Origin of the sequence: Streptomyces sp. SDr-06, from assembly GCF_003324565.1 — a bacterium.
Taxonomy (GTDB): Bacteria; Actinomycetota; Actinomycetes; order Streptomycetales; family Streptomycetaceae; genus Streptomyces.
In genome coordinates this window covers 1-25,561 of record NZ_QOLA01000043.1, presented here as the reverse complement: position 1 = coordinate 25,561, position 25,561 = coordinate 1, and the positions used below count along the sequence as shown (strand labels likewise).

Below are 25,561 nucleotides of genomic sequence, written 5' to 3'. Positions count from 1 at the left end.
TCTCCGTCGACCCGATCCTCGACCCGACCAACCCCCAGTCCATCAACGGCTACGCCTACTCGGGCAACACCCCGGTCACCAGCAGCGACCCGACCGGCCTGATGCAGATGTGCGGCGAGGGCGGCGCCGCCTGCTACCCCGACGACTGGAACAACGACGGCACGGCCAACACCGACGGAAACCGGGCCACCGTCAACGACAAGCCGAAGCCGAAGACGACATACGTCAGCAAGCCGAAGCCGAAGAAGCACCACCACTGGTGGCAGAAGGCCGTCGACTGGGCCGCCGACCACGTCCTGGAGATCGCGGTCACAGTGGTCGTCGTCTCCGTCGTCGTCGGATGCATCGCGGCAACAGCGGGAGCCTGCGCAGGCGTACTGATGGCCGCCGCGGAAGGATTCGCCACAGGCTTTGAACTCGGGGTGACCGCAGGGGTCACAGGAGCCGCCGTCGGGGCAGGCGCCGAAGCACTATCCGTGCTGGGCGTCGGAGCAGCAGTCGTGGCCGGCGCCGCCAAGGTGGCCAAGGCAGCAAAGGGCGGCGCCGGCAAGGCAGGAGGCGAAGGCGAAGCCGCCGCTGCGGCCGCCAAGAGCGAGGGAGGCGCGGCCGCCGGCAAGCAGGAACCCGCATCGTCCCCCGGATGCGACAGCTTCCCCGCCCCGACGACGGTACTCCTCGCCAGCGGCGCCACCATCCCGATCGACCAGGTCAAGGTCGGCGACACCGTCCAGGCCACGGACCCGCTCACCAACACCACCAAGCCGGAGAAAGTCACCCACGTCGAAGTCACCCTGATCGACAAGGACTTCACCGACACCACGGTCCACACCTCCACCGGCGACCAGACGATCACCTCCACCCAGCACCACCCGTACTGGGACGCCAGCCGCAAGCAATGGGTCGACGCCGCCGACCTGAAACCGGGCGAACAACTCCGCCAGCCCGACGGCACCCTCACCACGGTCGTCAACGTACGCAACTACCACCGCGCCGTTACCACGTACAACCTCACCGTCGACCACATCCACACGTACTATGTGCTGGCCGGATCGACGCCGGTTCTGGTCCACAATTGCGGTCCAGTATCTTCCAATCGCTATCCGGAGCGTCTTGAGGGCGAGATGGGTTTGATGAAACTGGTCGGCGCCGCCCCGCTGGAAGCTGGTTCTTCTGAGTTCGGCGCGGCCATGGCCGGGAGTGGGAATTACATCTGGTCGGTCGATACGGCTGGCAAACTCAGAATAATTGAGGGGGGCTTCAACCATACGGTGCTCACAGGAGGGGCTGATGTTGTCGGTGCTGGAGGTGTTCGCGTATCGAACGGGCAAGTAATAAATCTCGATAACAGGACGGGCCATTATCTTCCCTATGAAGATCAGGCTGCTCAGGCATTGCAGAATGGCGTGGACGCGTTCAGGAATGCGGGCGTGCATGTTCCGGATAGCGTAACGTTTAATCTTGGGGGAGAGCCGCGGCCGTGACGACCGAACCGCTAGACCTGTATAAGAGGCTACGTGCCGATAGTCCGGCGGACTATCGCGCGTGGATAGCCGCACACATGCCAGCAGGCATGCATCTTCAGTCCTGGGGTGCAGTCAATGACTTGCTGAAGACGGACGCAATATACGCGCTCGCTGATCCGGATAATCACCCGCAGGGGGATTTCGACCGTGCCGTCGAGTTCGTGATCGCTGCGATTGAAGCAGGGCGAATTCCGGCGTTCATGGGGGTCAACTGGCTAGGTGTCTATGTAACGACAGCTGATCGGTTTGGCTGGACCATTGAGCATCCGAAACTCAGTCCGGACAACTTTGGGCGGCGTGTCCTGGCGTGTCTTCCGTCGGAGCGATTCGAGGCGTCTAAACTTGCCGAGCGACTGCGCATCGGAGGGCGCTGGCAAGAGACCGACCTCGGGCTAGATCGGGACGCATGGTTGGCAATGAGGTCCGTCAGACTGGAACTGGAATGGGCCGTGCCGCGGATCAAAGATCCACAACTCGCAACCACGATGAAGGAATGGCTAGAACTCATATGCCAGATCGACGCCTTGATCGATCGAACGAGCTAGCTTCGATTTAGCCAGAAGCCCCGCCAGATTACGCATCTGGCGGGGGTCCGTAAAGTTAACGGTGGTTCTGGAGTTGTTAGTGGGTCAGCGGCGGGCGGCGGAGAGTCGGCCGTCGAAGGTGATCTCGAAGGCGTTCAGAGCGGCTTTCCAGCGTTGTGACCAGCGTTTGCGTCCTTGCCCGGTGGGGTCGAGGCTCATGACGGCCATGTAGACGCACTTGATCGCTGCCTGCTCGTTCGGGAATGCCCGCGGGAGCGGACGGCTTTGCGGATCCGCGCGTTCACCGACTCGATGGCGTTCGTGGTGCACACAACTCGCCTTATTTCACTGTCGGATTGAAGGAAGGGCACGAACTCGGCCCAGGCGTTCTCCCACAGCCTCACGATCGCCGGATACTTCTTGCCCCAGGCGTCGCCGAACTCGAGGAATTTTTCCTCGGCGACGTCCTGGGTCGGGGCGGTGTAGACGGGCTTGAGCGCCTTCGAGATCTTGTCCCAGTCCTGCCGGGCCGCGTAACGGAACGACGCCCTCAGCAAGTGAACGACACACGTCTGCGTGATCGCCTGCGGCCAGACCGTCGCGATCGCGTCCGGCAGGCCCTTCAGGCCGATGCCCCTATGGATGTCAAGCCGCGGGGCTGTCGGGAACAGGCAGCGGAGCGGAGGCGATGGCTCGGTGGATCTCGCGGGCGACGTACCGCTTCAGGCAGCGGATGACTTCCCGCTTGGTCTTGCCCTCTGCGGTGCGTCGCAGGAGGTAGGCGCGGGAGCGTTCCTCCCAGCGCAGGCGGGAGAGCACGATGCGGTAGAGGGCGGCGTTGGCCTGCCGGTTCCCGCCGCGGTTGAGCCGTCGGCGTTGGTTCTTGCCGGAGGAGCGTTCGACCGGGCTGACACCGCACAGAGCGGCGAAGGACGCCTCGTCGCGGAGACGGTCGTGGTTGTCGCCGGCTGCTGTGAGCAGGATGGCCGCGCTGTCCGGGCCGACGCCGGTGAGTTCGAGCAACTGCGGGTTGTGGGCCTGGATGATTGCCGAGATGCGACGGGTGAGTGTGGTGGCCTCGGCGGAGAGCTGCTTGATGCGGTGGGCCAGCAGGCTCAGGGCCTGGTGCACCGCGCTCGCCTGCGGATCCAGGGCAGCGCACGCCTTGAACAGCGCCGGGTTCGAAAGCCCGGTGAGGGACTCGCGCAGCTGGGCCGGTGAGCTGACCAGCAGGGCCTTGAGCTGGTTGATGGCCTGGGTGCGGTTGCGGACTGCGGAGTCCTTGACGACCTTCAGGACGCGAAGCTCCTCCACCGGGCCGTCTTTGCTCTTCGGAGCCCGGTGGCCCGTCCGCCCAGCACGGCCCGGGCGGCGGCCTCGGCGTCGACCGCGTCGGTCTTGCCCGAGCGGCGCCGGGCCGCCCGGTCGGGCCGGTTGACCTCGATGACCTCAATGCCTTCGGTGGCCAGGTGCCGGGCCAGTCCGGCGCCGTAGGAGCCGGTGCCTTCCACGCCGGCCTTCTTGATGACTCCCAACGAACGTGCCCAGTCGGCGAGTTGGTGGTACCCGGAGGCCGTGGCGGGGAACGACTGGGTGCCCAGCAAGGCACCGAGAACGCTCACGACAGCGGCGACGTGCACGTCTTTGTGAGTGTCAACGCCGAGCACGATGGTGGTGGAGTCCACGGGCTGTGCGGTGTCGCCGTTGTGCGGCATGCTGGAGGTGGTCATGTGCCTGTCTCGATCGGTTCGCGGGCGGATGGCCGCCACCGGACCGGTCGGGCGGTCAGGACTGTGAGGGTGCCTGTCGCGAAGGCCCCTATCGGGACACGCCCGCCGGGCCGGCGGCAGCGAGCCCCGCACGGGACCGGGCCGACAGATCGGCACTCAGGACACCTTGGTCAGTCGCAGACCGGGTCAAGCCGCGGCCCCGTGCGGAACACGATCATCCTCACAGTCACAGACGACCATGCAGACGTCGTCAACGCCCCTGTTCTTGATCTCAGTGAGGACCTGGAGCCAGTACCTGGCGCCCTCGCCGCCATCGCCCGCCCACAGCCCCAGGATCTCCCGGGTGCCCTCGACCGTGACCGCCAGCACGACATAGATCGGCCGGTTCGCGACCTGACCATCCCTCAGCTTCACGTGCACACAGTCGATGAACAGAACCGGATAGACCGAATCGAGCGGCCGGCTCTGCCATTCGTGCATGCCGTCGAGCACCTTGTCGGTGATCGTGGAGATCGTGGTCTTGGAGACCTCGGCTCCGTAGACCTCCGCGAGATGGGCGGATATCCCGCCGTGGGTGAGCCCTCGGGCGGACAGTGAGAGCACCATCTCGTCGACGCCGGTCAGCCGGCGCTGCCGCTTCTTCACGATCTGCGGCTCGAAGCTGCCCTCCCGGTCCCTCGGCACGTCGATGGCGACCGGCCCGACCTCCGTGAGGACGGTCTTGGACCGGATGCCGTTGCGGGTGTTGCCGCTGGTCGTCTTCTCGTGCTTGTCGTGGCCGAGGTGGTCGGTGATCTCGCCTTCGAGGGCCGACTCGAGGATCTTCTTCGTCAGCTGCTGCAGCAGCCCGCCCTGGCCGGTCAGTTTGATCCCGTCGGCCTTCGCCCGGTCCACCAGCTGGCTGATCAACTGGTCATCCAGAGCATCCGGTGCCCCGGCAGGCTGCACTTCCTCGACGGCCTCAGCCGAGACGATCACGTCTGTCATCAGGTGTTACTTCCTGTTCGAAGATCCACCGTTGACGGTACAGACCCCGCCCTTGCTCCCCGGCCGCTTGATTGACGGTCTTGGTCACCTGGTGAGCCTGACGGTGTGGGCGGTGACCATGATTCCGAGTCCGAGGACCGAGACATAGGCAAAGCCGGCGGTCATGAACAGCACGCCGATTCCCCAGAGTCTGGGGTTCCGGACCATCCTGGCGAACCATCGTCCTGGTACGCGGTTGCAGGTCAGGGCGTAGATGCCGAGCACGGCCCCGGTCAGCCCCGCCAGCGCCATGCCGAGCATTGCCAGCGTCAGCAGTTCACCGAAGGCCATCATTGCTCCCCAGTTCTTGACGGGCGATGAAAGGCGTGTGGCACGCGTCTTGTGTGGGCGCGGCCACCCGCAAGTGAGTCACTTCGGTGCCCGTCCAGTTGCCGTCGCTGGAACGGGCCGTAGGAGCTCTTTGGCTGAGCAGCCGGAATCAGGGTCCTCGACCAGGCAGAGGCTGAGGACCGTGCCGTCCCGTCGGACCTGGGCCGACAGGAGGCAGGATTCTTTCGGGCCGTCGATGCTCAGTGCGACGCGGTCACCGCTGGTGAGCGCATCGTCGGCGCCCGAGCCCCCCAGGTGGTCGGGGGCGCTGAAGAAGCTCCAACGCCCCGCGACGGTATCGGGGCAGGATGTTCCTCCGAGCATCGCGCGGCTCAGTCTTGTCCCTGTCATTCCCCGGTCGGCTCCCAGATGAAGGCGAGCGCCGCCCGGACTGCTCCACTCGCCCGCAAGCGCCGACTGGTCAACGCGGACCGACTCCCCGCCTGCATCGGCACAAGCCATACAGGCCCATGCCAACGCGGCTGCCAGAACAGACAGCCGCCCTGCCGAGGTACGCATCCACATGCCTGCCTTCCTTACTCGCCTGCTCCAGGTCTTTGCGGATCCCGCAAGGAGCGCGGCCGCCGCGCCTCCCGCCGGTGGTGCGTGGCTGCCCAAATGCCCCGCTCTGCCTTCACTGGCCGGTCTGCCCGGTTGAGTGCTCGGGGAGGAGTGGTGTGGGGACGAGGGCGGCGAAGGCGATCTGTGCCGTGACCTGGAACAGGAGCGGCTCGGGTGTGCTGCAGCCGACGAGCGGCCACGCGCACAAGATGAGGAACATGCCCAGCAGCACCCGGAACTGGACCATGTCCATCCGGCGGTGCTCCGATGTCGCGACCAGCGCGACGAGCAGACTCGGGCCGCCGATGAACACCAGCAGGCCGGCTCCCAGTTCCATGGTCTGCAGGAACGAGTCCTCCCAACCGACTGTCTGTGAGATCGCGAGCCACGCCGCGCCGTGAAGGAGCACATACGTCAGCACGCAACGGCCCTTTTGCCGGAGCTCACTCTGCACGCCGCTGCGCACGGCCTCCTCGTCGACCGACACTCCGCACCCCGCCCACAACCCAAGTATTTGAACTCGTTCAACATAGCGTGTGGGTGGCCCCCTTGGCGATCTCCACAAAGAGAGGGACAGATCCCCATCCGGGCGTGGCAGAGACTCTGCCTGGTCGGCAGCCCACCATGCTGCGTTCGGGTACGAATGGGGACATCTGCCCTCCTGGCGTCAAGGCGAGGCCTACGATGAACGGCACGGGCCTCCGGGCCTGAACGCCCGCTCGTGGGGAGGCAGTTGTGACCGTTCCGCTGGACGCCGATGGCGCCGAGGGCGAGGACGGCCATCGCCCCGACTACCCGCCGAAGACCCCGCCCCCGCCCAAGAAGCCAGTCGAGCCGCCACGCCCCGAAGGCGCTGCGCCCGGGGCCGTACTGATTCGGCCGCGGCTGGCGGCGCGGATCGCGAACCGCAGGGCGGCGAACTGGACGCTGGAGAACGCCCCGTGGTCACCCGCCAAGGCAGGCCGGCACGTGATCGGGAAGCTGGCCGAGTGGGGCTACCGGCTGGACGCCGCCCGGGAAGCGAACATCACCGAGGTGACGGTCCTGCTGGCCCGGGCCGCTCTGTCGGACGGCGGCCGCCGGATCAGCCTGCACCTGGCCGACCAGGACCACCAGGCCCTCATCCTCATCCTGTCGCACCAGAGCGGTCACACGCCCGAAGGCCCCGAGGGCGAGGACCTGCTGCGCCAGGTGACCGCGCGCGGTGTCGTCTCCTGCGGGACGGACACCGATCAGGACGACGGTGGCCGCCGACGCTGGGCCCTGGCTGACCTCGACGGGTGAGCAGTGTCATTCTGGTGCCGCAGCCAGGCCCAAAGTGCCGTATGAACCGTTCCGGGTTCGGTAGGGACTCGATCATTTGAGAGGATCGAGTCATGGCACGTCCTTCCCGATACCCGCTTGAGCTGCGCAAACGAGCTGTCCGTATGGTCGCCGAGGTGCGGCCGGAGTACGACACCGAGTGGTCCGCGATGAAGGCCGTCGCCTCCAAGCTCGGCATCGGCACGACCGAGACGCTGCGCAAGTGGGTCAGGCAGGACCATATCGACGCCGGCGCCCGGCCGGGGACGACGACGGAGGAGCCGGCCGAGTTGAAGCGGCTGAAGAAGGAGAACGCCGAGCTGAAGCGGGCCAACGAGATCCTCAAGGCTGCGGCGTCTTTCTTCGCGGCCGAGCTCGACCGGCCACACACACGCTCGTAGCGTTCATCGACGAGCACAAGGGGCGCTTCGGCGGCGTCGAGCCGATCTGCCGAGTCCTCACTGAGCACTCCTGCAAGATCGCCCCCTCCACCTACTACGCCCACCACAAACGCCAGGCCGCACCCGCGGCTCGAACCGTCCGCGACGCGGAGCTGAAGCCTCTGATCACAGAGGCGTACGAGACCAACTACCGCGTCTACGGCGCGAGAAAGATCTGGCGGCACCTGAACCGGAAGGGCCACCCCGTGGCCCGCTGCACCGTCGAGCGCCTCATGCGCGAGCTCAGCATCACCGGCGCCGTCCGCGGCAAGAAGGTGATCACCACGATCACCGACCCCGCCGCACCCCGGGCGCCGGACCTGGTCGACCGTGACTTCGTCGCCGACGCACCCAACCGCTGCTGGGTCGCGGACTTCACCCACGTGGCAACCTGGACCGGCGTGGTCTACATCGCGTTCGTCGTGGACACCTTCTCCCGCCGCATCGTCGGCTGGTCGGCGGCCACCACGAAGGAGACCCTGCTCGTCCTGGACGCGCTGGAGATGGCCCTGTGGCAACGCGACCGCGACCAACGCCCCTACACTCGCGGTGAGTTGATCCATCACTCGGATGCCGGGTCGCAGTACACATCGTTCAAGCTGGCCGAACACCTCGACGTCGCCGGCATCGCGGCGAGCATCGGATCGGTCGGCGACGCCCTGGACAACGCCCTGATGGAATCGACCGTCGGGCTGTACAAAACCGAGCTCATTAAGCCGCAGCGGCCCTGGCGAACGCTCGCCCAGGTCGAGCTCGCCACCGCCGCATGGGTCGACTGGTACAACCACCGCCGACTCCACGGTGAGATAGGGCACATCCCGCCCGTCGAGTACGAAGCGAACCACTACCTCAACACCACGAAACCCCAGGTCACACCCAACATCTGAGATCTCTACCGAACCCGGAACGGTTCACTGGCTGGTGCACCGATACGTGGAGCGGCCCTCGGGCGGAGACTCAAGGCCGGGCTTGCGCATCTTTTGAAGCGGGCGGGCTCTTGATTACGAACGGACTTCTACGCCGTGGCCCACACGCAGCGGCATTCGCTATACCGGCCACGTCCTACAAACTGGACGATCTGATTGCCGCGCTCGCCGACCGCTTGAGGAGGTCAAGGAGTCTCTGGCTCTGAGCGCTGGCTGCGGTCGGCCGGGACTGAGCCTCCAGCGGTGGGAGCCGCTGGAGGCAGGCAGCGCATCACCCACGTGAGGGGAGCGCGGCAGGCGCTGTCCTTCACGTGCTGCGGGTGGGTCAGCGGGTCCAGGCGTCCTTGCCGTCGGAGAGGGTGCCGTCGCCGTTGCCCTGGTAGACGGTGAACTTCTGCTGGTTGTTCCAGAGGCTGCCGAGGTCGGTCTTGCCGTTGCCGTCGAAGTCGCCGCCGAGGATGGCCTGGACGTTCTTCCAGCTTTTGTCGGGCCACATGGACACGCCGTCGCTGAGGCCGCCCTTGCCGTTGCCGTAGCGCACGAGTGCTCCGGCGCCGTCGGTGATGACGACGTCGTCGCGGCCGTCGCCGTTGAAGTCACCGGTGGTCAGCTTGGAGGCGACCTTCCAGGACGGGTCCTTCCACATGCTCTGGGAGTTGCCCAGCACGCCGTCGCCGGTGGTGGGGTAGGCGTACAGGTCGCCGGTGGACCAGACGGTGAGCAGGCCGTCGCGGCCGGAGGTGTCCGGCTTGAACCGGGCGATCTGGAGCATGTCGTTCCAGTTGGTCTTGGTGTCCGTCCACAGCAGCTTGCCGTCGGCCAGCGTGCCGTCCGTCTTCCCCGCATAAAGGCGGATGCGGCCGTCGTTCCAGACGGAGGCGACGTCCATCTGGCCGTCGCCGTTGAAGTCACCAGCCACGATCTTGGTGGCGGCCTTCCAGCTGGCATCCGTCCACAGCTTGCGCCCGTACTCGAAGGTGCCGTCGGGGCGGGCGGCGAAGGTGTGCAGCGTGCCGTCCTTGAGGACCATGGCCAGGTCGCTGCGCCCGTCGTTGTTGAAGTCACCCGCCGTCATCACGGTGGTGGCATCCGGGAGCAGCTTGCCCAGCTGCGGCCGGAACGAAGTCGTGTTGCTCAGCGGCTGGATGAAGGTGCCCAGGCCGTCGATGCGGGTGTCGAGGGCGCTGGTGCGGGTCTCGGCCGGGTCGGTGCCCAGGCAGCCGCCCCGCCAGGAGCGGCTGTTGACCGCTACCAGCTCCGGGGTGCCGTTGACGTTCCGCACTGCGGGCGCTCCGGCGTCCCCCTGGCACAGCACCGCCGTGTCTGACCCGTTCAGACCGACCGAGCCGCCGTCGACTGAGGCGACGGTGAAGGTGCCCGAGTGCGGCTTGTTCGGCACCCACTCGGTCCTTGTGCGCCCAAAGCCCACCGACTGCAGCTGCTCACCGGCTACTGGAGCCGATGTGCTCAGCTTGATGGGCTTGGCCCCGGCTATCGGCCAGGCCAGCTGTACCAGTGCCACGTCGCGGTCCGGATGCACGTTCACATAAGTGGCATCCACGGTGCTGCCAGTCGCCGGTCCGAGGTCGGGGCGGCCGACCGTGACCGTCGTCCGTACCGCAGGCTTGCCGGACTTCGCCGGCTGACCATTGTCAGCGAAACAAGACGCTGCCGTCATCACCCACTGCGCCTCGACCAGCGCGCCCGAACAGCCCTGCTTGTCCCCGAAGTTCAGCCTGACGGTGTAGTCGAGATCGCCGTCCTTGGCGTCGGCGCCCGACAGAGCGCCGGCAGGGGTGGCAGAGATGAGACTGGCCGCCGTAGTGAGGGCGAACAGGCCAGTGAGCCACGCGGCGCGTGGGCTCTTTCCAGACATGGTGGTCCTTCTAGAAGAATGTGTGCGGGGGTGCGGGTCATGCCCCGGAGCGGCGAGCGGCTTCCCTTGGTGGGGCGTCAAAGCTGCTGGGCCGCGGCTGTTCCTGCGGTGTAGCCGCAGGATGCGCTGCACTGCAGTTTGGTGAACAGGCCGGCTCGGCAGCCCGTTGGTCTTCCGGTGCGGGAAGGGAGCACCGGTCCGGCGGTGGCGGTCAGCCGGTGACGCGGAGTTCGATGAGAGAGGTGGGAATCCTCTCGGCGGTTGCTTCGCCGTAGCCGGTGAAGGCGTTGGCGGGTGCGTTGATGACGGTGGTGTCGCCGTCGGGGTCCTTGATGGTGGTCTTCACCGGGGCGGCCTTGGTCCAGATGCCGTAGGCCCGGGCGAGTTCCAGCGTGACGTAGCCCGCCTTGGCTTTGACGGCGAAGCAGTAGTCCTTCTGTCCGGTCTTGCTGAGGACCTTGATGTCCTCGGTGCCGTCGCAGGAGCTCAGGACGATATGTCCGTCGCCGCGCTTGAGGGTGATCCCCTTCTCGGCCTGGATCTTCGCGGCGTCGGGGTAGTTGAAGTCCTCGGTCGTGGAGGGCATCTCATCGCCGGCTGCTGCTGCTGCCGGTGAGGGGCTGCCGGTCACCGCGTGTGCTGCTCCGAGGGCTGTCGCGGTCACCGCGAACGCAGACACCAGCCCGGTCAACAGCATCTTGCGTACACGGGATATAGCCATGAGGGGCCTTTCACAATCAGAGACGGGACATAAGAATCCCATCAAGTCCCCGAGAGTGAATCACACTTGAGATCCGGCTTCGCGTTAGCCCGTCTGTGACGGGCATCTCAGAACGATTTCAATACACCATACAACCTTTCTCAAGTCCCTTTGAAGAAGCGGTAGATCGTATCCGGTGGCCGGTTTCGTGCGGCTGGATCTGCCGTCGTGGATGCTGTACTCGGTTCTGCGACCTGGGTGCCTGTCAGACACCGTTCCCTGTAGTCCCCGGCCGTACCCGTGCGTGCAGTCGGCTGTACGATCATCCGGCTTGGCTCGGTTGGGTATCTCGGCATTGCTGTCGCGCCGATCGCAGGAAGGTGCTCGTGCGCGAGCCGGAGAAGAATTCTCTGCTCCTCGCCGGTTCCTCCCCACGGGCTGGGCTGCTTTTTCAACTGCACTGTCAAATTAGGGGGCCCGCCGTATGAAACGGCGTACACCGTCCCGGTCTCTTGGCTTGGGAACACTCAAACCTTTCTCGGCACGCAGACGCGTGCTCGGAACTCTGCTGGCAACCGGCCTGGTGTCAGGGCTCCTGGGGGCCCCGAGCGCGCTGGCCGCCGAGGCGCCCGCAGTGCCGGCCGACGCGCGCAGCGAGATTGTGAGCTACTGGCAGAACGGCGGTCCTGATCTGAAGCAGGCCGCGGAAGAAGCCTTGCTGGGTGGTGACGATGCCATCCGCAAATTCCTGGCTGACGCGCCGTCCATCCAGTACGACGACAACCGGGTTGACGCGGCCCGGCTGGCGATGACGGGCGGGCCTGAAGTCAGGCAGGCCGCCAAGGACGCGTTGCTCAAGTCGCCCAGTGAGCTGGAGAGGTTCCTGCTCGACGGCTTTGAGGCCGCGCAGGACGAAGACGCCAAGGTCGACGTCGCCCGGATGATCACCCTCGGTGACTCCAGCGTGCGCGAGGCGGGCATGGAAGCCCTCAAGGGTACGCCGGAAGATCGTGAACGCTTCCTCGCGTCGGGGCAGTACGAGGCCCGTCAGGAAGACAACAAGGTCGATGTCGCCCGCATGACGAACACGGGCGGCCCGAACGTGAAGGCGGCTGCGATAGTCGCACTTCGGGGCACGCCCGACGACATTGCCGAGTTCCTGGAGGTCGGGCAGTTCGTCGCCCGCAACCGGGACCAGGAGTACGCCTCGGTCGCCCAGCTGACGGAGCAGGCCAAGGAAGCGGGCAAGCAGGCCGAAGACGCCACCAAGCAGGCCGAGGAGGACTCCAAGAAGGCGATCGAGGCCTCAAACTTGGCGAAGGCGGCCGCGAAGAAGGCCGCTGCCGAGATGCAGGGCGCCAAGACCGACGCCAAGAAGGCCGCGGTCAAGACAAAGGAAGCCGCCAACGCCGCCCGGGCCGCCGCCCAGGCCTCGCAGGAGGCCATCGGATCAGCGAACGCCGCCAACCGTGCCGCCCGCAGGGCAGCGCTCGCCGCCTCCCAGACGGCCGCTGCCGCCGCAGGCGCCGCCGACGCGGCGAACAAGGCCTACAACGCGGCCATCGCCGCATCCGGCAACGCCGACGAGGCGGAGAACGCACGCAAGTCAGCCGTCGGGGCGCGGGCCGCAGCGCAACTCGCAACTGCCTCCGCCACTGCCGCCCACCAGGCAGGGCTGGCCTCTATCGCCGCGAAGGTTGCCTCGAGCGCGGCCAAGAGCGCTGCCTCGAACTCCAACGACGCGGCTGATGCGGCGGAAGAGGCCAACAACTACGCGGACGCCGCGGGAGCACACTCCTCCGAGGCCCGCCAGGCGGCGACCGAGGCCCGGCGGCACGCGAACGCCGCCAACGCCGCGGCCGACCGCTCCGCCGCCTACGCCGACCGCGCAGCGACGGCCGCCTTCGCGGCCCGTGACTGCGCGAACTCGGCTGCCGCACACGCCAACAAGGCAGCCGACTTCGCGGACGAGGCAGCCCAGCACGCGGGAGACTCCGCCACCTACGCCGACCGCGCCAAAAAGAACGCCGATGCCGCAAAGCTGGCGGCGGAGACAGCCGGCACAGCGGTGACCAAGGCCAAGGAGATCTTCGCCCTCGCCCGCGAGGGGGAGGCCGTCGACCTGCAGACCCGCACCGAGGGCGCCATCGAGCAGGCCCGGTCGCTCAAGTCCACCGGCGAGGCCCACATCGCCGCTTCCGCCTCGGCCCAGGTGGAGGCCCTCTCCCTGAACGACACCGCCGCCACCCTGGCCCAAGCGGCCGCCCAGCCCGACGTGGACGTCAAAGCCACCGCGGCCAAGGGCCGCGAGCTCGCCATGAAGGCACTCAAGCAGCTGGGCCCCTGGCACCAGGAGGCCGCCGCCCGCGCACTGTCCGGAACCGACCAGGACGTCCTGGACTACCTGCGCACCCGCTGGAAAGAAGCCGGCCAGCACGACATCCGCGAGAACGTCGTCCGCCTGAGCACCCAGAGCCCCTACGCCGCCGTCCGCACCGCGGCCACCGATGCTCTCAAGGGCACGCCCGAACAGATCCAGGGCTTCTACACCAGCGGCCAGTACACCGTCGCCCTCGACGAGATGAAGGTCGACGCCGCCCGGCTGACCAACACCGGCGGCCCCAGCGTCGCCGAGGCCGCCAAAAAGACCCTCGCCGACGGCAGCGGCAAGGCACTCGCGACGCTCCTGCAAGTCACCCAGTACAGCGAGCGGATCACCGACGACAAGGTCACCGCCGCCCGGCTCACCAACACCGGCGGCCCCGAGGTCAAGGCGGCTGCCAAGATCGCACTGGCCGGCCCGCCCGACCTGCTCCACGCCTTCGTCACCACCGGCCAGTACATGGCCCAGCGCAAGGACGACCTGGCGGCCAACCACATCCACCTCGTCGAACGTCTTCTCGCCGAAGGCCAGCAGGTTGCCGCCAAGGCCATGGAGAACCGCTGGCGCGCCGCCGAAGCCGCCGCCAAGGCCAAGGCCGCCGCGGCAGACGCCGACGTAGCTGTGGCCGAGGCGAAGAAGTCCGCCGCGGCCGCCGCCGGGTATGCGGCCGACGCCAACGCGTCCGCCAACGCCGCCGCCGCCTCGGCAGCCGACGCGGCCAAGTCGGCCGCCACAGCACGCGATGCCGCCACCCGGGCGGAACAGGACGCCACCGCCGCCGAGAACTCCGCGGCCGACGCCGAGTTCTCAGCCGCCTACGCCCGCCAGTCCGCCCAGAAAGCCAACGCCGCCAAGGCAGACGCCCTGCAGTCCGCCCTCGCCGCCGGCAAGAGCCAAGTCGAAGCCGAGGCCGCGTCCAAGGACGCCTGGCAAACAGTCTTCAACCTCCGCGAGAAGGAAGCCAACGAGGCCCTCCGGCAGCAAATGGAGGACCGTAAGCGGCAGCAGGACGGCAAGCCCAAGCGGATATGCATCCCGTACGCCAGCCGGGACAGCCTGCTGCCGATCATGCCGTGCCTCGCCCACCCCGAGGACTCCGAACTTCGGGTGTGGGAGGACGAACCCGTCCTGCGCAACATCATCTGGGAGCTCTCCGGCCTCAACGACATCAAGGAGTGCATCCAGAACCCCACCGCGCTCGGCTGCACCATGGCCGTCGCGGGTGTGCTGCCCCTGGGCAAGGTGAAGCTCCTCGGCAAGATCGAAGACGGTGTCGAGGCCCTCAAGGATTACCGCAAAACACGGCGTTCCGTCGGCTGCCTCGTTGGCGCGGCCACTCACAGCTTCCCTGCCGGCACCCGGGTCCTCATGGCTGACGGCACCGGCCGTCCCATTGAACAGATCCAGCCAGGGGATCGTGTTACCGCAACCAACCCCGCCACCGGCGAGACCGGCCCCCGCACCGTCACACGCACCATTCACACCCCCGACGACCGGAACTTCACCGACGTCACCCTGGCGGACGGATCCGGTCTCACCTCGACGGATCACCACCCGTACTGGGTGGAGAACCGCAAGCGCTGGATCGACGCCGTCAACCTCCGGGTCGGCGACGCCCTGCGCACCCCTGTCGGCACCGCAGTACAGATCGGCAGCACCAGCCACTGGACGGGACTTCAGCCCGCCTACGACCTCACGGTCGACGACCTCCACACCTTCTACGTCAACACCGGCACCACCAACGTCCTCGTCCATAACAACGACGAAAGCTGCCCCATCTGGGTCGGCAAGATCTTTGACGGACTTCGCCCCTACCTCAAGACCGGTGACAAAACTCAGGGGGCACTGAGGGACGCAAACGGTAAGCGCATTGCCGGCCTAGGCGGAAAGTACGATGACCTCCTGAGCGGGGAAGACGACCTCTATCCGGTAGCCAGTGAGTACCTGCGCACCTCGCCTTCCCCTCTTTACGGGGGGAAGCCCGTTGGTACTAAGTTCAACATCGCCACGCATGTAGAGACGAAGTACGCCGCACTGATGAAGCAGAACGGAATCACCCACGCTACCGTTGTGATCAACAACAGTAACGGCGTCTGCAGTAATCGAATGAACTGCACCAACGCTGTCGAATCAATCCTATCCAAGGGATCCTCGCTCACGGTGTACTATCCTGGAGCTCGAAACCCGGTCATCATTCTCGGAAAGCGGTGAACGTGATTCTCGTAGCTCATTTCTTCGGCGAGTACCGATGTGCGGACGGCCTGGCGCAAATGTCTGCAGTCATCGACTCCTTCCTCGCTGGCCGCCCTAGGCAAAACGACCTGCCCCCGAGATCCGCATCTGAATGCGAAACTGCCTTCTTTGGATTCGCGGAGGCCGAGATCCCAGCAGGCGTCGACCCCGCATGGTGGGAAGGCTATCCAGACAACAGTCTGCTCGTGACAATAAATTTCAAGAACGGGTACGGCGGGCTTGCCTGGATGGTGAATGCCGGGCGAGCCGAGCAGATCAATAAGAAGACAAACAGTGACATGGCGGATTGGCCATGGGTGTCTGACAGTCAGAGTCCGCCCGACTTTGATCCGGAAATCCTGATTGATCCAGAAGGCCCTTCCTACCACGACATCAGAAACGCTCTTCCAGGTTCTCAGGTTCGTGCAGCAATTGAGGAATTCTGCCGTACTGGGACAGGGGAACGACCGACCTGTATCCAATGGGTCAAGGGGCAGGAAACGGGCGAGCGGATCGTAGATAGTGTTGCCTAGAGGCTCGGCCCGCAAGAACCCCCACCTCTAGACTCAATCGTGACGGTCCGCCAGTGCAACTGGCGGACCGTCACAGGCATATCGGAGAATTTATATCCGCGCAACGCTTCCCTCGTGCGCCGCAATTCACGCGACCCTCAAGGCTGCTTTGAATAGGCGCTCCACTCGAAGGTGCGATTAAGAGGAAGTAGGGACGATAGCCTCATGATAGTTCTTGGCACCACACATGAAGGTCCCGTTTATGCCAGGACGGATAGCCAGGTCGATGCGCTCATTGACCACATCATGAACGACCTGCCGCAAGGGTCCACCACCCCGGACGGATATGCCATCATGCCTGAGAAGGCGGTGGTCAGTATCGTCAAGGGAAAGTACCCTGAGGAGACAGATGAGAGGTGGGCAAGGAATTTCCTCTACGTCACGGTGAACACCCGGAACGGATATGGGGCGCTGAGATGGTGGACGCCCGATACGCCTGACGGCGCCGATGAAGAACACGTTTCCAGGTTCATCTGGACGTCCGGAAATCCCACCCCTCCATCGTTCGACCCCAAGCTGATCTTCGATCCAGGAACGCCCAGCTACTACCCGCCTGAGGCTGCCATCCCTGTGGCCCAAGTCCGCAGTGCCCTCGAAGAATTCTGCAGGGCCCGCACGGGGGAACGCCCGGAATATGTCCCATGGCGTAATAGGGTACGTGTACGTCGATCAGGATCTCGGAATCGACGTACACGGGGTTCTGGGCCACCAGACGGCCCGTTGTAGCCGCCCACCACCACCCCGGAGCCAGCCGCTTCCCCTGCCTGACCGCGAAACCCCGAACCGGCTCCGCCGGCACCAGCCCGGAAGCCGCCACCAGCCACGGCCGCTGCTCCCTGCAGCCGTCTGTGCCGATGAACCGCACATCGACATCCCTCGGGTCCACCTCCGCCCGCAGATGCCCGGACGGCTTCTCACCGCTCGTACTGGCCATGATGGTCAGTCAAGAACCGCCCGGAACAACTGCACAATGCGCAGCTCCAGAGACACCCCCAGAAGGTGAAAACCTCCCCGAACCCCCGCGGGCAGGAACCCGCTCAGGTAGAGGAACCCACCAGGCAGACAACTCACGTACCAGGAAACCAAGTTCACCCAACACGACCCTGTCGACCTAAGCAGATGTGACGGAGCTGTAGTTCTGCAGTAGTGGGGTTGTTGTGGCCTGGTGTTCCGTTGGTGGGCTTGGGATTTTGGGCTGAGGCGGGCGTGCTGTGAGGGGTCGGGGACGGGCCTGGCAAGGGGTGTTCGGTTTGGTTGTTCGGGGTGGTGGTCTGGGGTTTTGTAGTTGGGTGGGATTGATCTTGGGTTTGTTGTCGATGGAATGGTGCGTCGAGGGGTAGCAGCGGGGTGTGGTCGTGTGTGGTGCCCGTTGTTGCTGGTCAGTGGCGTGTGCGTGTGAGGTAGGTGGCCAGTGCGTCGCTGGTGGTGGGGGTGAACCGGGAGAGTCCGAGGCGGTGCCCGATCGCGGTGAGGGCCTCGCGTGGACGCTGTGTCCGGTAGCGGGGGAGTGCGGCGAGGGTGCGGGCGAGGACGACGGTCTCGGGGTAGATCACGAGATCACGGGCCAAGAGCACGGCTGATGCGTTTCCCACACGGTCCAAGTGCGTGTTCAGCACGATCAGTTGGTTCAGCCGGTGGTGCCACCGTTCGGTCAGGTGCTGCTGCTGGTCGTACCAGCGGGTGGTGATCGCACGTGCCGTCATCCAGGCGCTTTTGCCGCGGGGGTGTCGTAGCAGCCGCCTGTGGGCGTGGCGGGCCGTGACCAGTTCGGGCACGGTTTTGGTGTGGACCGGGGTGTCGAGCCTGGGGTCGGGGGTGGCCTGGTGGTGGCGGGGGCAGACCAGTTGGTGCCAGGGCCGGTGGATCCATGCGGCCCCGGTCGTGCCCTGGCTGTGGCGCCGTGTGCACAGGGTGCAGGCGGCCACGGGCCGGTGCAGGGCGTCGAGGGGCTTCCAGTGCGCGGTCGGCCCGGGGCCGGGGCTGCCTGGGTGGGGCAGCCGGGGCAGTGCGTGGGTGAGGTGCCTCATCGGGATGCGGCTCAGGATGGTGATGTGGTGGGCGGCGGCGGGGGAGAGGGCCAGTTCGGCTGTGGGCGTGGTGCCGTGTCCGTTCAGGGTGATGCCGCAGCCGTCGAGGAGTTGGGACAGCGTCAGCCGGTAGAACCCGGCGAGGCGCTTCAGGTAGGAGGCGGTCGCTTCGTACGGCAGGGGTCGTACCCGGGACACGCCCGCGGCCGGGGGCGGGATGTGGGCCCATGCCCCAGCTACGGGTGCGCTGCCTCGCGCAGTATCGGGCGCGGCCCTCAAAGGGGCTGCGAGAGCGGTCTGGTTCACCGGGAGCCGGATCTGGTCGGGACCCGGGGCCGGTAGTGCTGTTCGGCGAGGTGGTCGAGGCGGACCTGGTCGAGTGTGGTCTTCGTGATGCGTTCCGTGCCGTCCAACAGCGAGGTCAGGGCGGCCTGTTTGACCAGCCGCGTCAGCGATCCGATCCGCCCGGCGGTGCGGGCGTGCAGGTACGGTGCCAGCCGGACCAGGCTCCCGGGGCGGTGGTGGCGTAGGTCGAGTGCGTTCTCCAGTGCCCGGACCAGGTCTTTGAACGGTTCGTGCATGCCGTCGCGTGCGGGGAAGGGATCGCAGTCGACGAGGCTGGCGCGTGCGGCGAGCTGCTCCCCGCGTACCCCCGTGAACAACGGCGTGCTGGTGACGTCGATGCCCGCGTACACGAACGTCGCGCCGATCCGCTCGGTGAGGTCTTTGAGGAGATCGGCGCTCTGGGCACCGGTGGTGGTGCGGGGGTTGAGCCGGTGGATCTCGTCGATCAGCATCAGCCGCACACCCACCTGCCTGTACGTGTGGCAAACGCTGTTGACGACCTGCGCCTGGGACATCCGGGCGGTGGCGTGGATGCCGAGGTAGCGGGCGAACTCCAGCGCGAGAGTCTTGGCACTGGCGGCGGGCGGCACCAGCACGTAGGCCACCGGGACCTGCCCGCCCGCGGCCGACTCGCCCTGGCGGCGGATATGGGCGAGGTGGCAGGCGCGTCCTACTTGGAGCAGCGCGGTGGTCTTCCCGGCCCCGGCGGGGCCGGTGACGATCAGGGACGGGCGTGCGGTGACCTGTTGGTGACGGCCCAGCAGCATCAGGGCGCGTACCTGTTTGGCCAGCATGTCGATCGCCGGGGTGCGTACGGTGACGAACTGCGAGTGGTAGGCCAGGCGTTCGGCCAGGCTGCGTGCGGGCGCCCCGGGCCCAGGAGGAGTAACGACGGGTGTGGTGGCGAAGCGGGCGAACCCGTCCCACACCGTCACTGCCCCGGCCTGCGCCTGTCCGTCGCACTCCGCGATGCCCTCGGTGCTCACCGCAGCGTCCGCCGGCCGGTGCGCGGTCGATGCGGCACCGCTCATCGACGCCTCTCTCGTGTCCGTAGGGCTGCTCACCACTGCTCGGCCTCCGCTTCGGCATCCCACAGCCCGTACCCGTCGCCACGGGCATCAGCCGCTGCTGTGCCGGTGTCTGCTCCCTCCGGCGTACCCGTGCCAGTCCTGGCCGTCGTCTCCGTGGCGGCAAGGTCGTCCAGGCTCTCGTCCTCCCATTCCCACCCTCCGCCCGGCCCGCTCTGCATCGTTCTTTCGCCTTCTGCCAGGTCTGCCACGCCGTCCTGCACGGCACGTGGCGCGGTGTCAGGCTCTCCAGGCCGGCGGTCATCCAGGGCGGCCGACTGGCGTAATACCGGCAGACCGGCGGCGAGACCCTCGAACACGGCCGCGGGGCCGGGGGCGGTGATGGGGCTCTTGCGGCCCCGCCGCTTCGGGGGCTTCCCCACGCTGGCGCGGGTGCGGCGCAGGAGCTGGTCGAGGGCGTCGGCGAGGTCGGCCTCGTGCTGTTCACGGTCGCTACGCTGGGCGACTTCACCCTGGACGTGACGCCACATCTGGTCGTTGAACGGCTGGTGGACGTGGTCGCGGTGGATCCACGGGATCTCATGGAGCTGCTCGTCGCTCAGACGTACCCAGAGCTGCCGGGCGTCGTGAGGGTTGTAGTGGACCTCCCACTTGCCGTCCTTGACCACGGCGTCCGAGCGCCGGCCTCGGTGGGGGTCGAGGACTTCGTGGTCGTAGGTGCGGTAGTCGATGCGAATGCCGCGTTCGGTGATCGGCTGCCACCGTACCGGCAGCAACTCCAGCCAGTCGGCACCGGCCAGCGGCACAGGCACGTACCCGCACACGGTGATCAGAGCGGCCCACATCTCGTTCGGGGTGAGCACCGTCTTGGCCAGCACCGGGTGCCGCAGGCCCTCGTGCGGCCGGTTCTGCCAGCAGACGATCCACTCATCCAAGAAGTCCTGCAGCTGCGGGATCGTCCACTGCGCCTCCGCCATAGCGTCCCGCCCCCGGCGCAGCACACTGGACCCGGTATGGCCCGCAACGTGCTGGCAGAACAGGTCGTTGATCGAACCGAAGGTCCGCTCCACCACACCCTTGGCCTGTGGCCGCCGCGGCGGGGCCGGCTGCACGCTCACCCCGAGCGTCTCGCACGCGGCGACGAAGCTCTCGGAGACATAGATTTTCCCGCGGTCCACGACGATCGTCTCCGGCACGATCACCGGGCGGGCCGCCGCCCCTTCCAGCCGCTCATCCAGCGACAGCATCCGCGCATACGGCGCCTGCGCCCGCGACAGATGCAACGCTGCCGGCCAGGTGGGCCTCGCCGGACGGGGAACCGCCATCTCCGCCAGCAACAGCGCCGCGTCCACAGCCTTCGTGCCGTGCGGCCGCAGTACCGCCGCCAGGATCGACCGCGTCGCCACGTCCACCGCGATCGAAAGCTCAGGACGTCCCAGGCTTCCGTCCTCCAGTACGGCCATGATGTCCAGCCGGGTGGTGTCGATCTGCACCTGCTCTCCGGGCCGCAACACCACCGGCGCCGCGGGCCCCCGACCCGGCGCGGTGGCCGTCCGCGCCCCGTATCCCAGCCGATCCGCCGGATCCGCCAGCACGCTCACCAGCCGGTAGAACGACGACCGTGACGGCATCTCCACCACCCCGCGCCCGTGCGTCTCCTCCAGGATCTGCCCGACCAGCACCTGCAGTCCCTTCACCGTTCCCTTCGACCGACCCCGCTGCCGGCGCAACCCCTCCAGCACCGCCGCCACCACCCGCTCATCGGCATAACCCGTCAAAGACCGGCCACGCGAAGGCACCGTGCGCTTATCAACCAGCCCCCACAACCCCTGCTTGCGATACACGAGCCGCATCTTCTGTACCGTCAGACGCGTCACCCGCGGAAACCCGAGCGCCGTCATCTCCTTCGCCTTGGCCGCCTCCCGCTGCGCCAGCGTCCACCGCTCGGGGTCGTACTCCTCCCGCATCACCTGCCTCTCCCGGCCACCCTCGGGATGCGGCCACCCGGTCTCCACCTCCCGGATGTGCGGCAGCCACGCCAACGCACGCTGCTGCTCCGCCACCGGCACCGTCTCGAACAACCCCCACTGCGGCACCGCATCCGCCGCCCGCGCACCCACCACCTCAAAGCCCGGATCCGCGAACAACCGGTTCAACAGCAACGACGTATCCGCGCCGCCCTCGTCCAGCAGAGACACCTGCTGCCCCCGCAACGCGGCCACCTGAAACGTCCGCCCCTGGTAGACGACGTGCACACCGACCTCCACCACCGGACGTCGGCCCTTCCCCTTACTGCCACCCACCGCGCTCACTCCCCACCCAACATGTCGATCCCCGCTTCAGACCCACGCCCCGGGCCACCACCGGCAGGCACACCCACCAGCGATCCGCCATGCAACGGCTCATCGAGTCCCGTCACCAACTGCCCCGACCACAACGCGTGATAGACGGCAGGCAAGACCTGCAGCGGATCACCCACCGACGCCGCACCCTCGAACAGCGGCCGCGATACGGCGAACGCCTCGGCCACCGCCGCCTGCAGTTCGGACGGCCCCCGATACCGGGGATGGCGGTAGCCGGCCAGCCACCGCAGATTCCCGGCCACCACTACGGCGACGGCTCCAGTCGCCGGTACGCCCACCCCACCCGCGCACACGCCGCCTCCAGCACGGCGCCTGCCCGCTGCGCCCTGGCCCCGCTGGAGGCCGGATCCGAGGGACAGTCCGCGAACAGCCCGGTGCCGTCGGCGTACCGGGCGAACAACTGCGGGATCCACGAGCGCACCCGGCCGTCCGCCTCGTCCCGCCACACGAACCGAGCGGGCCTGCCAGCCAGGCCGGTCACGGCCGGGTCCCGGTCCAAGACCATCAGCTGCGTGCACATCGCGGCCGAACCGTGCACCACATGCCGCCCTGTACTCGCCGACCACCACCAACCCGGACCCCACCGCCGCCCCGGCACGACCGGGAACGCCGAGACCGGCGCCAGTTCCTCGAACCGCACCGATGCCACCGCCTGCTCCCACGACAGCTGTCCTACCTGCCCGGCGGGACTGCTGAAAGCGACCTCCACGCCCGAGCCTCCCCCCAGCAGCACACCGGGCACCACACGTAACTCCGCGTCCTTCACGCCGGACAGCCAAAGGCGTACCGGCCGTGCACAACCCGCGAACACCGCCCGTCCCACTCAGAATGGTGATTCTCAGCGGAAGTGCGAACCGTGCGACGCCGCTTCCCGTACGGTCCGTACCGGCCCGCGCCGGGCCCGTTCTCGTGTTCTGGCCCCACCGCACCACGCGATGGGATACGGGCCCGTTGTCCCACGAGGGCGAGGCCCGCCCGCACCGCAGCCGTGACGCGGGCGCGTCCTCAACCACCAGCAGCCGTCTGTCTCCACTGGCTACGGGCCCTCTGCTTCTTGATACGTCCCGAGGACTTCTGCCGCCTCGTCCGCGGACAGCCGAGCCCACCGGGCCACCTCCTCCAGTGGCACTCCGGCGTTCACGGCGGCCACCATGACCCGCAGCAGCACCTGGTCGAGCAGATCCGTGCCATGGCTCAGACCCTCCAGCATGGACCGGGCCACCTCCGCGGTGGTGCCGACCTGAGCGCCGTGCAACTGCTGCAGCTGCTCCTCGGCCTCACCGAGGAGATTGGTGATCACAAAGCGCTGCTCAGCCGGCACCGCGGCCCGCCAGTTCGTCCCCGACCCGGGCATCCTCTTCTCCCTGGCCAACACCCGCAGCCCAGCGGCCATCGTCGGCGGCTGGTGTTCCTGGCGCACCCCCCACAGGTTCTCCTCGAACCCCGTATCCGACCCGGGCCGCTTCTGCGGATAGCGGCGCAGACGCACCACCGTCCCCATCCACGCGATCAGCGGGCCCCCGTAATCGACCGCGATCAGCGGCCCCAGCCACGGCCTTCCCACCCTCTCCCCGAGACGGCGACAGAACACTCCGTCCGCACCATGAGGCCTCGGCCGCATACCCCCGCTGTCGGCCCACACCAGCTGCGCCATGGCCGGATCCAGCAGCGCATCCGCGACCGCCACCACCTCTGGGAAGGTCACCGCGTCCCGCCCCACCACCCGCCAACGCTCCAGATCGATCCCTGCGTTGCCGCCCGCGACCTGGTGCAGGCGGCGCGGCCAGATCTCCTCCCGCTCCCACCCGTAGGCCCCCTCCCACCACCGGGCCACCACCGCATAAGCCAGACCGAAGACCTCGCCCGGATCAGTTCCCGCCCGTGCCGCGTGCCGGGCCACCCCCAACCACCGGCGCTGCGCCACGGCCACGTCCGGGATGCCGCGCAGATCCAGATGCTCGAGAAGCTGATCGGCGTCCGCGTCCAGAGCCCACCGCCCGTGGCGTACACACACCCGCTCCCACCGCTGCGCGTACCGCATCACACACACCCCGGCCCCGGTACGCCGTGCCGTACACAGCCGGCACCCGAAAGCCACCGGCCCCCAAGCAGCCGAGCCCGTCTGCCACCTGAGCAACGGCCGCTCACCCTCTGCCCTGTCCTCAAAGGCGGCCGGCCCCAGCGGCCATGTGGGCAGGGCGCGCGCCAGGCTTCCCCCGTCGGCCCCGGACAACCGGGCGAGCATCTGCTGACCGGCCCGGTTGAGGAGGACCTCGGCATCTGCCCGCGGCTCACCGCCCGCATGCCGCGGGCAGCCGTTCGTCTGCTCCCACCACGGCAGAAGCGCCCCGGGGGCCATCCCGTACGAGGCAGCGACCCGGCACAGGAACGACCACGTTGTCTCGCCAGTGAGAGGGGCAACCCGCAAGATGCTCGTGTGCAGCACGGTGTCCAGGTTCTCGCAGACACGGTGCACACAAAGGAGCTTCCGCCCGTTTCCCCTAGAAAGAGAGCTCTATAGATCCCAACCCCACTTCTATGGAAGCTAGTTGACGAGATATCAGCCAAGTGCGACTGTCGCCGGTCAGTGAAACTGAGCAGTCGTCAAGGCTCTGACCTGGGGTTGTGCAGTTGGGGTGAGCGGGTTTGGCGATGGGTCGGCTCACTGAATCTGCGCAGCATCGGGGTTCGTTGGCCTTCTGACCAGCGGTGTTCGTATGCCTGACCGCCGCTGCGCAGTTTCGGTGATCCTCGACACCTGGGACGGGGGTCCTCTGTCCGGGTTACGCCAAGATCCAACAAAGCTACATGCTGCATCATTCATCGGTGGGCTGATGACAACTCGCTGCGGGCGTTGATCGTGACAAGCGATGACGTTCTTGATGGACAGGGTGCTGCAGATTCTCATCCGCCACGGCAGGGAGCCTGCCATGGCATGATCTGCTTCTCGCTGTCATGTACTGGGGGGGTCATGCGTTCGTTTGTGGTGTCTGGCGTGTTCGTGGTCATGCTGGCTGCGCTGTCCGGCTGTAGCGAGGCTAGCTCCAACCCGGCTGCTTCTTCTGGCTCGGCTTCGGCTTCAACGGCTTCTGCCGGCGGGGAGGCCGACTGCGATGCGGCGCATCTGAAGGTAAGCGAGCAGGCGAAGCCCGTGGTGGGTTCGCACACGGATCCGCCGCGGGAGTTGAACGAGAAGCAGGTGAAGGCCTTTGAGACCATGGTGAAGATCATGGATGCGAACCCGGGCTGCTTCTCTGCCGCCCAAGTTGAATCAACCAAGGAGGGGCTGGCTGACGCGAAGCGGCTGGCTACAAGCCTTCCCTCGGCCTGGCCGACCAAGTCTCCGTGAGCCCGGCTTCATCACCCACCCCGGTCGAACTGCCTTCTTGCAGCCAGACTGGCCCGCTTGCGGGCCTCGGGCTTGGAGGCGAAGCCGGAAAGCCCCAGGGTGGGGGAGCGCAGCGAACCCACCCAGCCGAGCAACGCGAGGCCAAGTCTCAAGCGAAGCGCGGGACTTGCAGTCCCGAAGGGACTGGCCGAGCAACGCGAGGCAACGGGGTTGCGCAGCAACCCCGTTCACCGGGGAGCGCAGCGAACCCGGTGACCGACCCCGCGAAGCGGGGTCGGTCTCTGCTCAGCGCGCAGCGCTGAGGGACCCGCTCCGCGGGAGATC

At 67.1% G+C, this 25,561-nt stretch carries 20 protein-coding genes and 2 pseudogenes; 8 read left to right on the top strand and 14 right to left on the bottom strand.

Annotated elements, in window-relative coordinates; genetic code table 11:
- Nucleotides 1-1,481: polymorphic toxin-type HINT domain-containing protein (locus DT019_RS38110; RefSeq protein ID WP_262985365.1), on the top strand; the 1,481-nt coding region annotated here is incomplete at its 5' end.
- Complete coding sequence (locus DT019_RS39250; RefSeq protein WP_147267411.1) at nt 1,478-2,068, top strand: hypothetical protein; 591 nt, start codon at nt 1,478-1,480, stop codon at nt 2,066-2,068. The genes DT019_RS38110 and DT019_RS39250, both read left to right, overlap by 4 nt.
- A gap of 84 nt (nt 2,069-2,152) precedes the next feature.
- Here the strand turns inward: DT019_RS39250 and DT019_RS38105 are convergent.
- From DT019_RS38105 to DT019_RS38085, 6 genes and pseudogenes are all read right to left on the bottom strand, one after another.
- Nucleotides 2,153-2,676 (bottom strand): annotated as a pseudogene (locus DT019_RS38105) (transposase); the annotation flags it as partial.
- A gap of 16 nt (nt 2,677-2,692) precedes the next feature.
- Nucleotides 2,693-3,361: a transposase gene (locus DT019_RS40990; protein ID WP_317617858.1), complete on the bottom strand. Its 669-nt coding sequence runs from the start codon at nt 3,359-3,361 to the stop codon at nt 2,693-2,695.
- Nucleotides 3,340-3,777, bottom strand: a complete 438-nt coding sequence (locus DT019_RS40985; protein WP_317617857.1) for an IS110 family transposase — start codon at nt 3,775-3,777, stop codon at nt 3,340-3,342. Before DT019_RS40985 ends, DT019_RS40990 begins: the two co-directional genes overlap by 22 nt.
- A gap of 225 nt (nt 3,778-4,002) precedes the next feature.
- A pseudogene (locus tag DT019_RS38095) lies at nt 4,003-4,755 on the bottom strand (IS256 family transposase); the annotation flags it as partial.
- A gap of 93 nt (nt 4,756-4,848) precedes the next feature.
- Nucleotides 4,849-5,097, bottom strand: coding sequence for a hypothetical protein (locus tag DT019_RS38090; protein ID WP_114041583.1), 249 nt, complete (start codon nt 5,095-5,097; stop codon nt 4,849-4,851).
- Nucleotides 5,098-5,767: 670 nt separating this feature from the next.
- Complete coding sequence (locus DT019_RS38085; protein ID WP_114041582.1) at nt 5,768-6,181, bottom strand: hypothetical protein; 414 nt, start codon at nt 6,179-6,181, stop codon at nt 5,768-5,770.
- A 248-nt stretch (nt 6,182-6,429) separates the two neighbouring features.
- Between DT019_RS38085 and DT019_RS38080 the strand changes: the two genes are divergently transcribed.
- Both DT019_RS38080 and DT019_RS38075 read left to right on the top strand, forming a co-directional pair.
- The gene (locus DT019_RS38080; protein ID WP_223279973.1) at nt 6,430-6,978 is read left to right on the top strand and encodes a hypothetical protein; all 549 of its coding nucleotides are present in this window, start codon (nt 6,430-6,432) and stop codon (nt 6,976-6,978) included.
- A gap of 92 nt (nt 6,979-7,070) precedes the next feature.
- Nucleotides 7,071-8,323, top strand: a protein-coding gene (locus DT019_RS38075; RefSeq protein WP_114041581.1) for an IS3 family transposase whose coding sequence is annotated in 2 segments (ribosomal slippage) — nt 7,071-7,353 and nt 7,353-8,323 — 1,254 coding nt in all. Because the reading frame shifts where the segments join, the coding sequence is not laid out codon by codon here.
- A 364-nt stretch (nt 8,324-8,687) separates the two neighbouring features.
- Here DT019_RS38075 and DT019_RS38070 read toward each other — a convergent pair.
- Both DT019_RS38070 and DT019_RS38065 read right to left on the bottom strand, forming a co-directional pair.
- On the bottom strand, nt 8,688-10,238 hold the full coding sequence (locus DT019_RS38070; RefSeq protein ID WP_114041580.1) for an FG-GAP-like repeat-containing protein: 1,551 nt from the start codon (nt 10,236-10,238) through the stop codon (nt 8,688-8,690).
- 211 nt (nt 10,239-10,449) lie between these two features.
- Nucleotides 10,450-10,959: a hypothetical protein gene (locus DT019_RS38065; protein ID WP_147267410.1), complete on the bottom strand. Its 510-nt coding sequence runs from the start codon at nt 10,957-10,959 to the stop codon at nt 10,450-10,452.
- A gap of 613 nt (nt 10,960-11,572) precedes the next feature.
- Here DT019_RS38065 and DT019_RS38060 point away from each other — a divergent pair.
- The 3 genes from DT019_RS38060 to DT019_RS38050 all read left to right on the top strand — a co-directional run bounded on the left by DT019_RS38060 (nt 11,573) and on the right by DT019_RS38050 (nt 16,851).
- On the top strand, nt 11,573-15,532 hold the full coding sequence (locus tag DT019_RS38060; protein ID WP_223279972.1) for a DddA-like double-stranded DNA deaminase toxin: 3,960 nt from the start codon (nt 11,573-11,575) through the stop codon (nt 15,530-15,532).
- Nucleotides 15,529-16,086 carry an Imm1 family immunity protein gene (locus tag DT019_RS38055; protein ID WP_147267409.1) on the top strand — a complete coding sequence of 186 codons (558 nt, stop codon included), beginning with the start codon at nt 15,529-15,531 and terminating at the stop codon, nt 16,084-16,086. Before DT019_RS38060 ends, DT019_RS38055 begins: the two co-directional genes overlap by 4 nt.
- 204 nt (nt 16,087-16,290) lie before the next feature.
- Nucleotides 16,291-16,851 (top strand): Imm1 family immunity protein, encoded by a 561-nt coding sequence (locus DT019_RS38050; RefSeq protein ID WP_114041577.1) that lies wholly within the window; start codon nt 16,291-16,293, stop codon nt 16,849-16,851.
- Nucleotides 16,852-17,504: 653 nt separating this feature from the next.
- Here the strand turns inward: DT019_RS38050 and DT019_RS38045 are convergent.
- The 6 genes from DT019_RS38045 to DT019_RS38025 form a co-directional block, all read right to left on the bottom strand.
- Nucleotides 17,505-18,350 carry a TniQ family protein gene (locus DT019_RS38045; RefSeq protein ID WP_189390304.1) on the bottom strand — a complete coding sequence of 282 codons (846 nt, stop codon included), beginning with the start codon at nt 18,348-18,350 and terminating at the stop codon, nt 17,505-17,507.
- Nucleotides 18,351-18,454: 104 nt separating this feature from the next.
- Entirely contained in the window at nt 18,455-19,432 is a 978-nt protein-coding gene (locus DT019_RS38040; RefSeq protein ID WP_223279975.1) for a TniB family NTP-binding protein, read from the bottom strand.
- Between the two features lie 125 nt (nt 19,433-19,557).
- Complete coding sequence (locus DT019_RS38035) at nt 19,558-21,795, bottom strand: DDE-type integrase/transposase/recombinase (protein ID WP_114041575.1); 2,238 nt, start codon at nt 21,793-21,795, stop codon at nt 19,558-19,560.
- A gap of 38 nt (nt 21,796-21,833) precedes the next feature.
- Entirely contained in the window at nt 21,834-22,130 is a 297-nt protein-coding gene (locus tag DT019_RS41195; RefSeq protein WP_411292776.1) for a hypothetical protein, read from the bottom strand.
- A gap of 2 nt (nt 22,131-22,132) precedes the next feature.
- Nucleotides 22,133-22,597, bottom strand: coding sequence for a TnsA-like heteromeric transposase endonuclease subunit (locus DT019_RS41190; protein WP_411292775.1), 465 nt, complete (start codon nt 22,595-22,597; stop codon nt 22,133-22,135).
- 327 nt (nt 22,598-22,924) lie between these two features.
- Entirely contained in the window at nt 22,925-23,929 is a 1,005-nt protein-coding gene (locus tag DT019_RS38025) for a DNA-binding protein (protein ID WP_317617856.1), read from the bottom strand.
- Between the two features lie 930 nt (nt 23,930-24,859).
- Between DT019_RS38025 and DT019_RS38020 the strand changes: the two genes are divergently transcribed.
- Complete coding sequence (locus DT019_RS38020; protein WP_189390302.1) at nt 24,860-25,237, top strand: hypothetical protein; 378 nt, start codon at nt 24,860-24,862, stop codon at nt 25,235-25,237.
- The last annotated feature ends 324 nt before the right edge of the window (nt 25,238-25,561 follow it).

Bases quoted from the DNA above. Each gene is read 5' to 3' on its own strand.
- DT019_RS40985 (WP_317617857.1), bottom strand. From the start codon at position 3,777: ATGACCACCTCCAGCATGCCGCACAACGGCGACACCGCACAGCCCGTG.
- DT019_RS38090 (WP_114041583.1), bottom strand. From the start codon at position 5,097: ATGATGGCCTTCGGTGAACTGCTGACGCTGGCAATGCTCGGCATGGCG.
- DT019_RS38070 (WP_114041580.1), bottom strand. From the start codon at position 10,238: ATGTCTGGAAAGAGCCCACGCGCCGCGTGGCTCACTGGCCTGTTCGCC.
- DT019_RS38065 (WP_147267410.1), bottom strand. From the start codon at position 10,959: ATGGCTATATCCCGTGTACGCAAGATGCTGTTGACCGGGCTGGTGTCT.
- DT019_RS38050 (WP_114041577.1), top strand. From the start codon at position 16,291: ATGATAGTTCTTGGCACCACACATGAAGGTCCCGTTTATGCCAGGACG.
- DT019_RS38025 (WP_317617856.1), bottom strand. From the start codon at position 23,929: ATGCGGTACGCGCAGCGGTGGGAGCGGGTGTGTGTACGCCACGGGCGG.
- DT019_RS38020 (WP_189390302.1), top strand. From the start codon at position 24,860: ATGCGTTCGTTTGTGGTGTCTGGCGTGTTCGTGGTCATGCTGGCTGCG.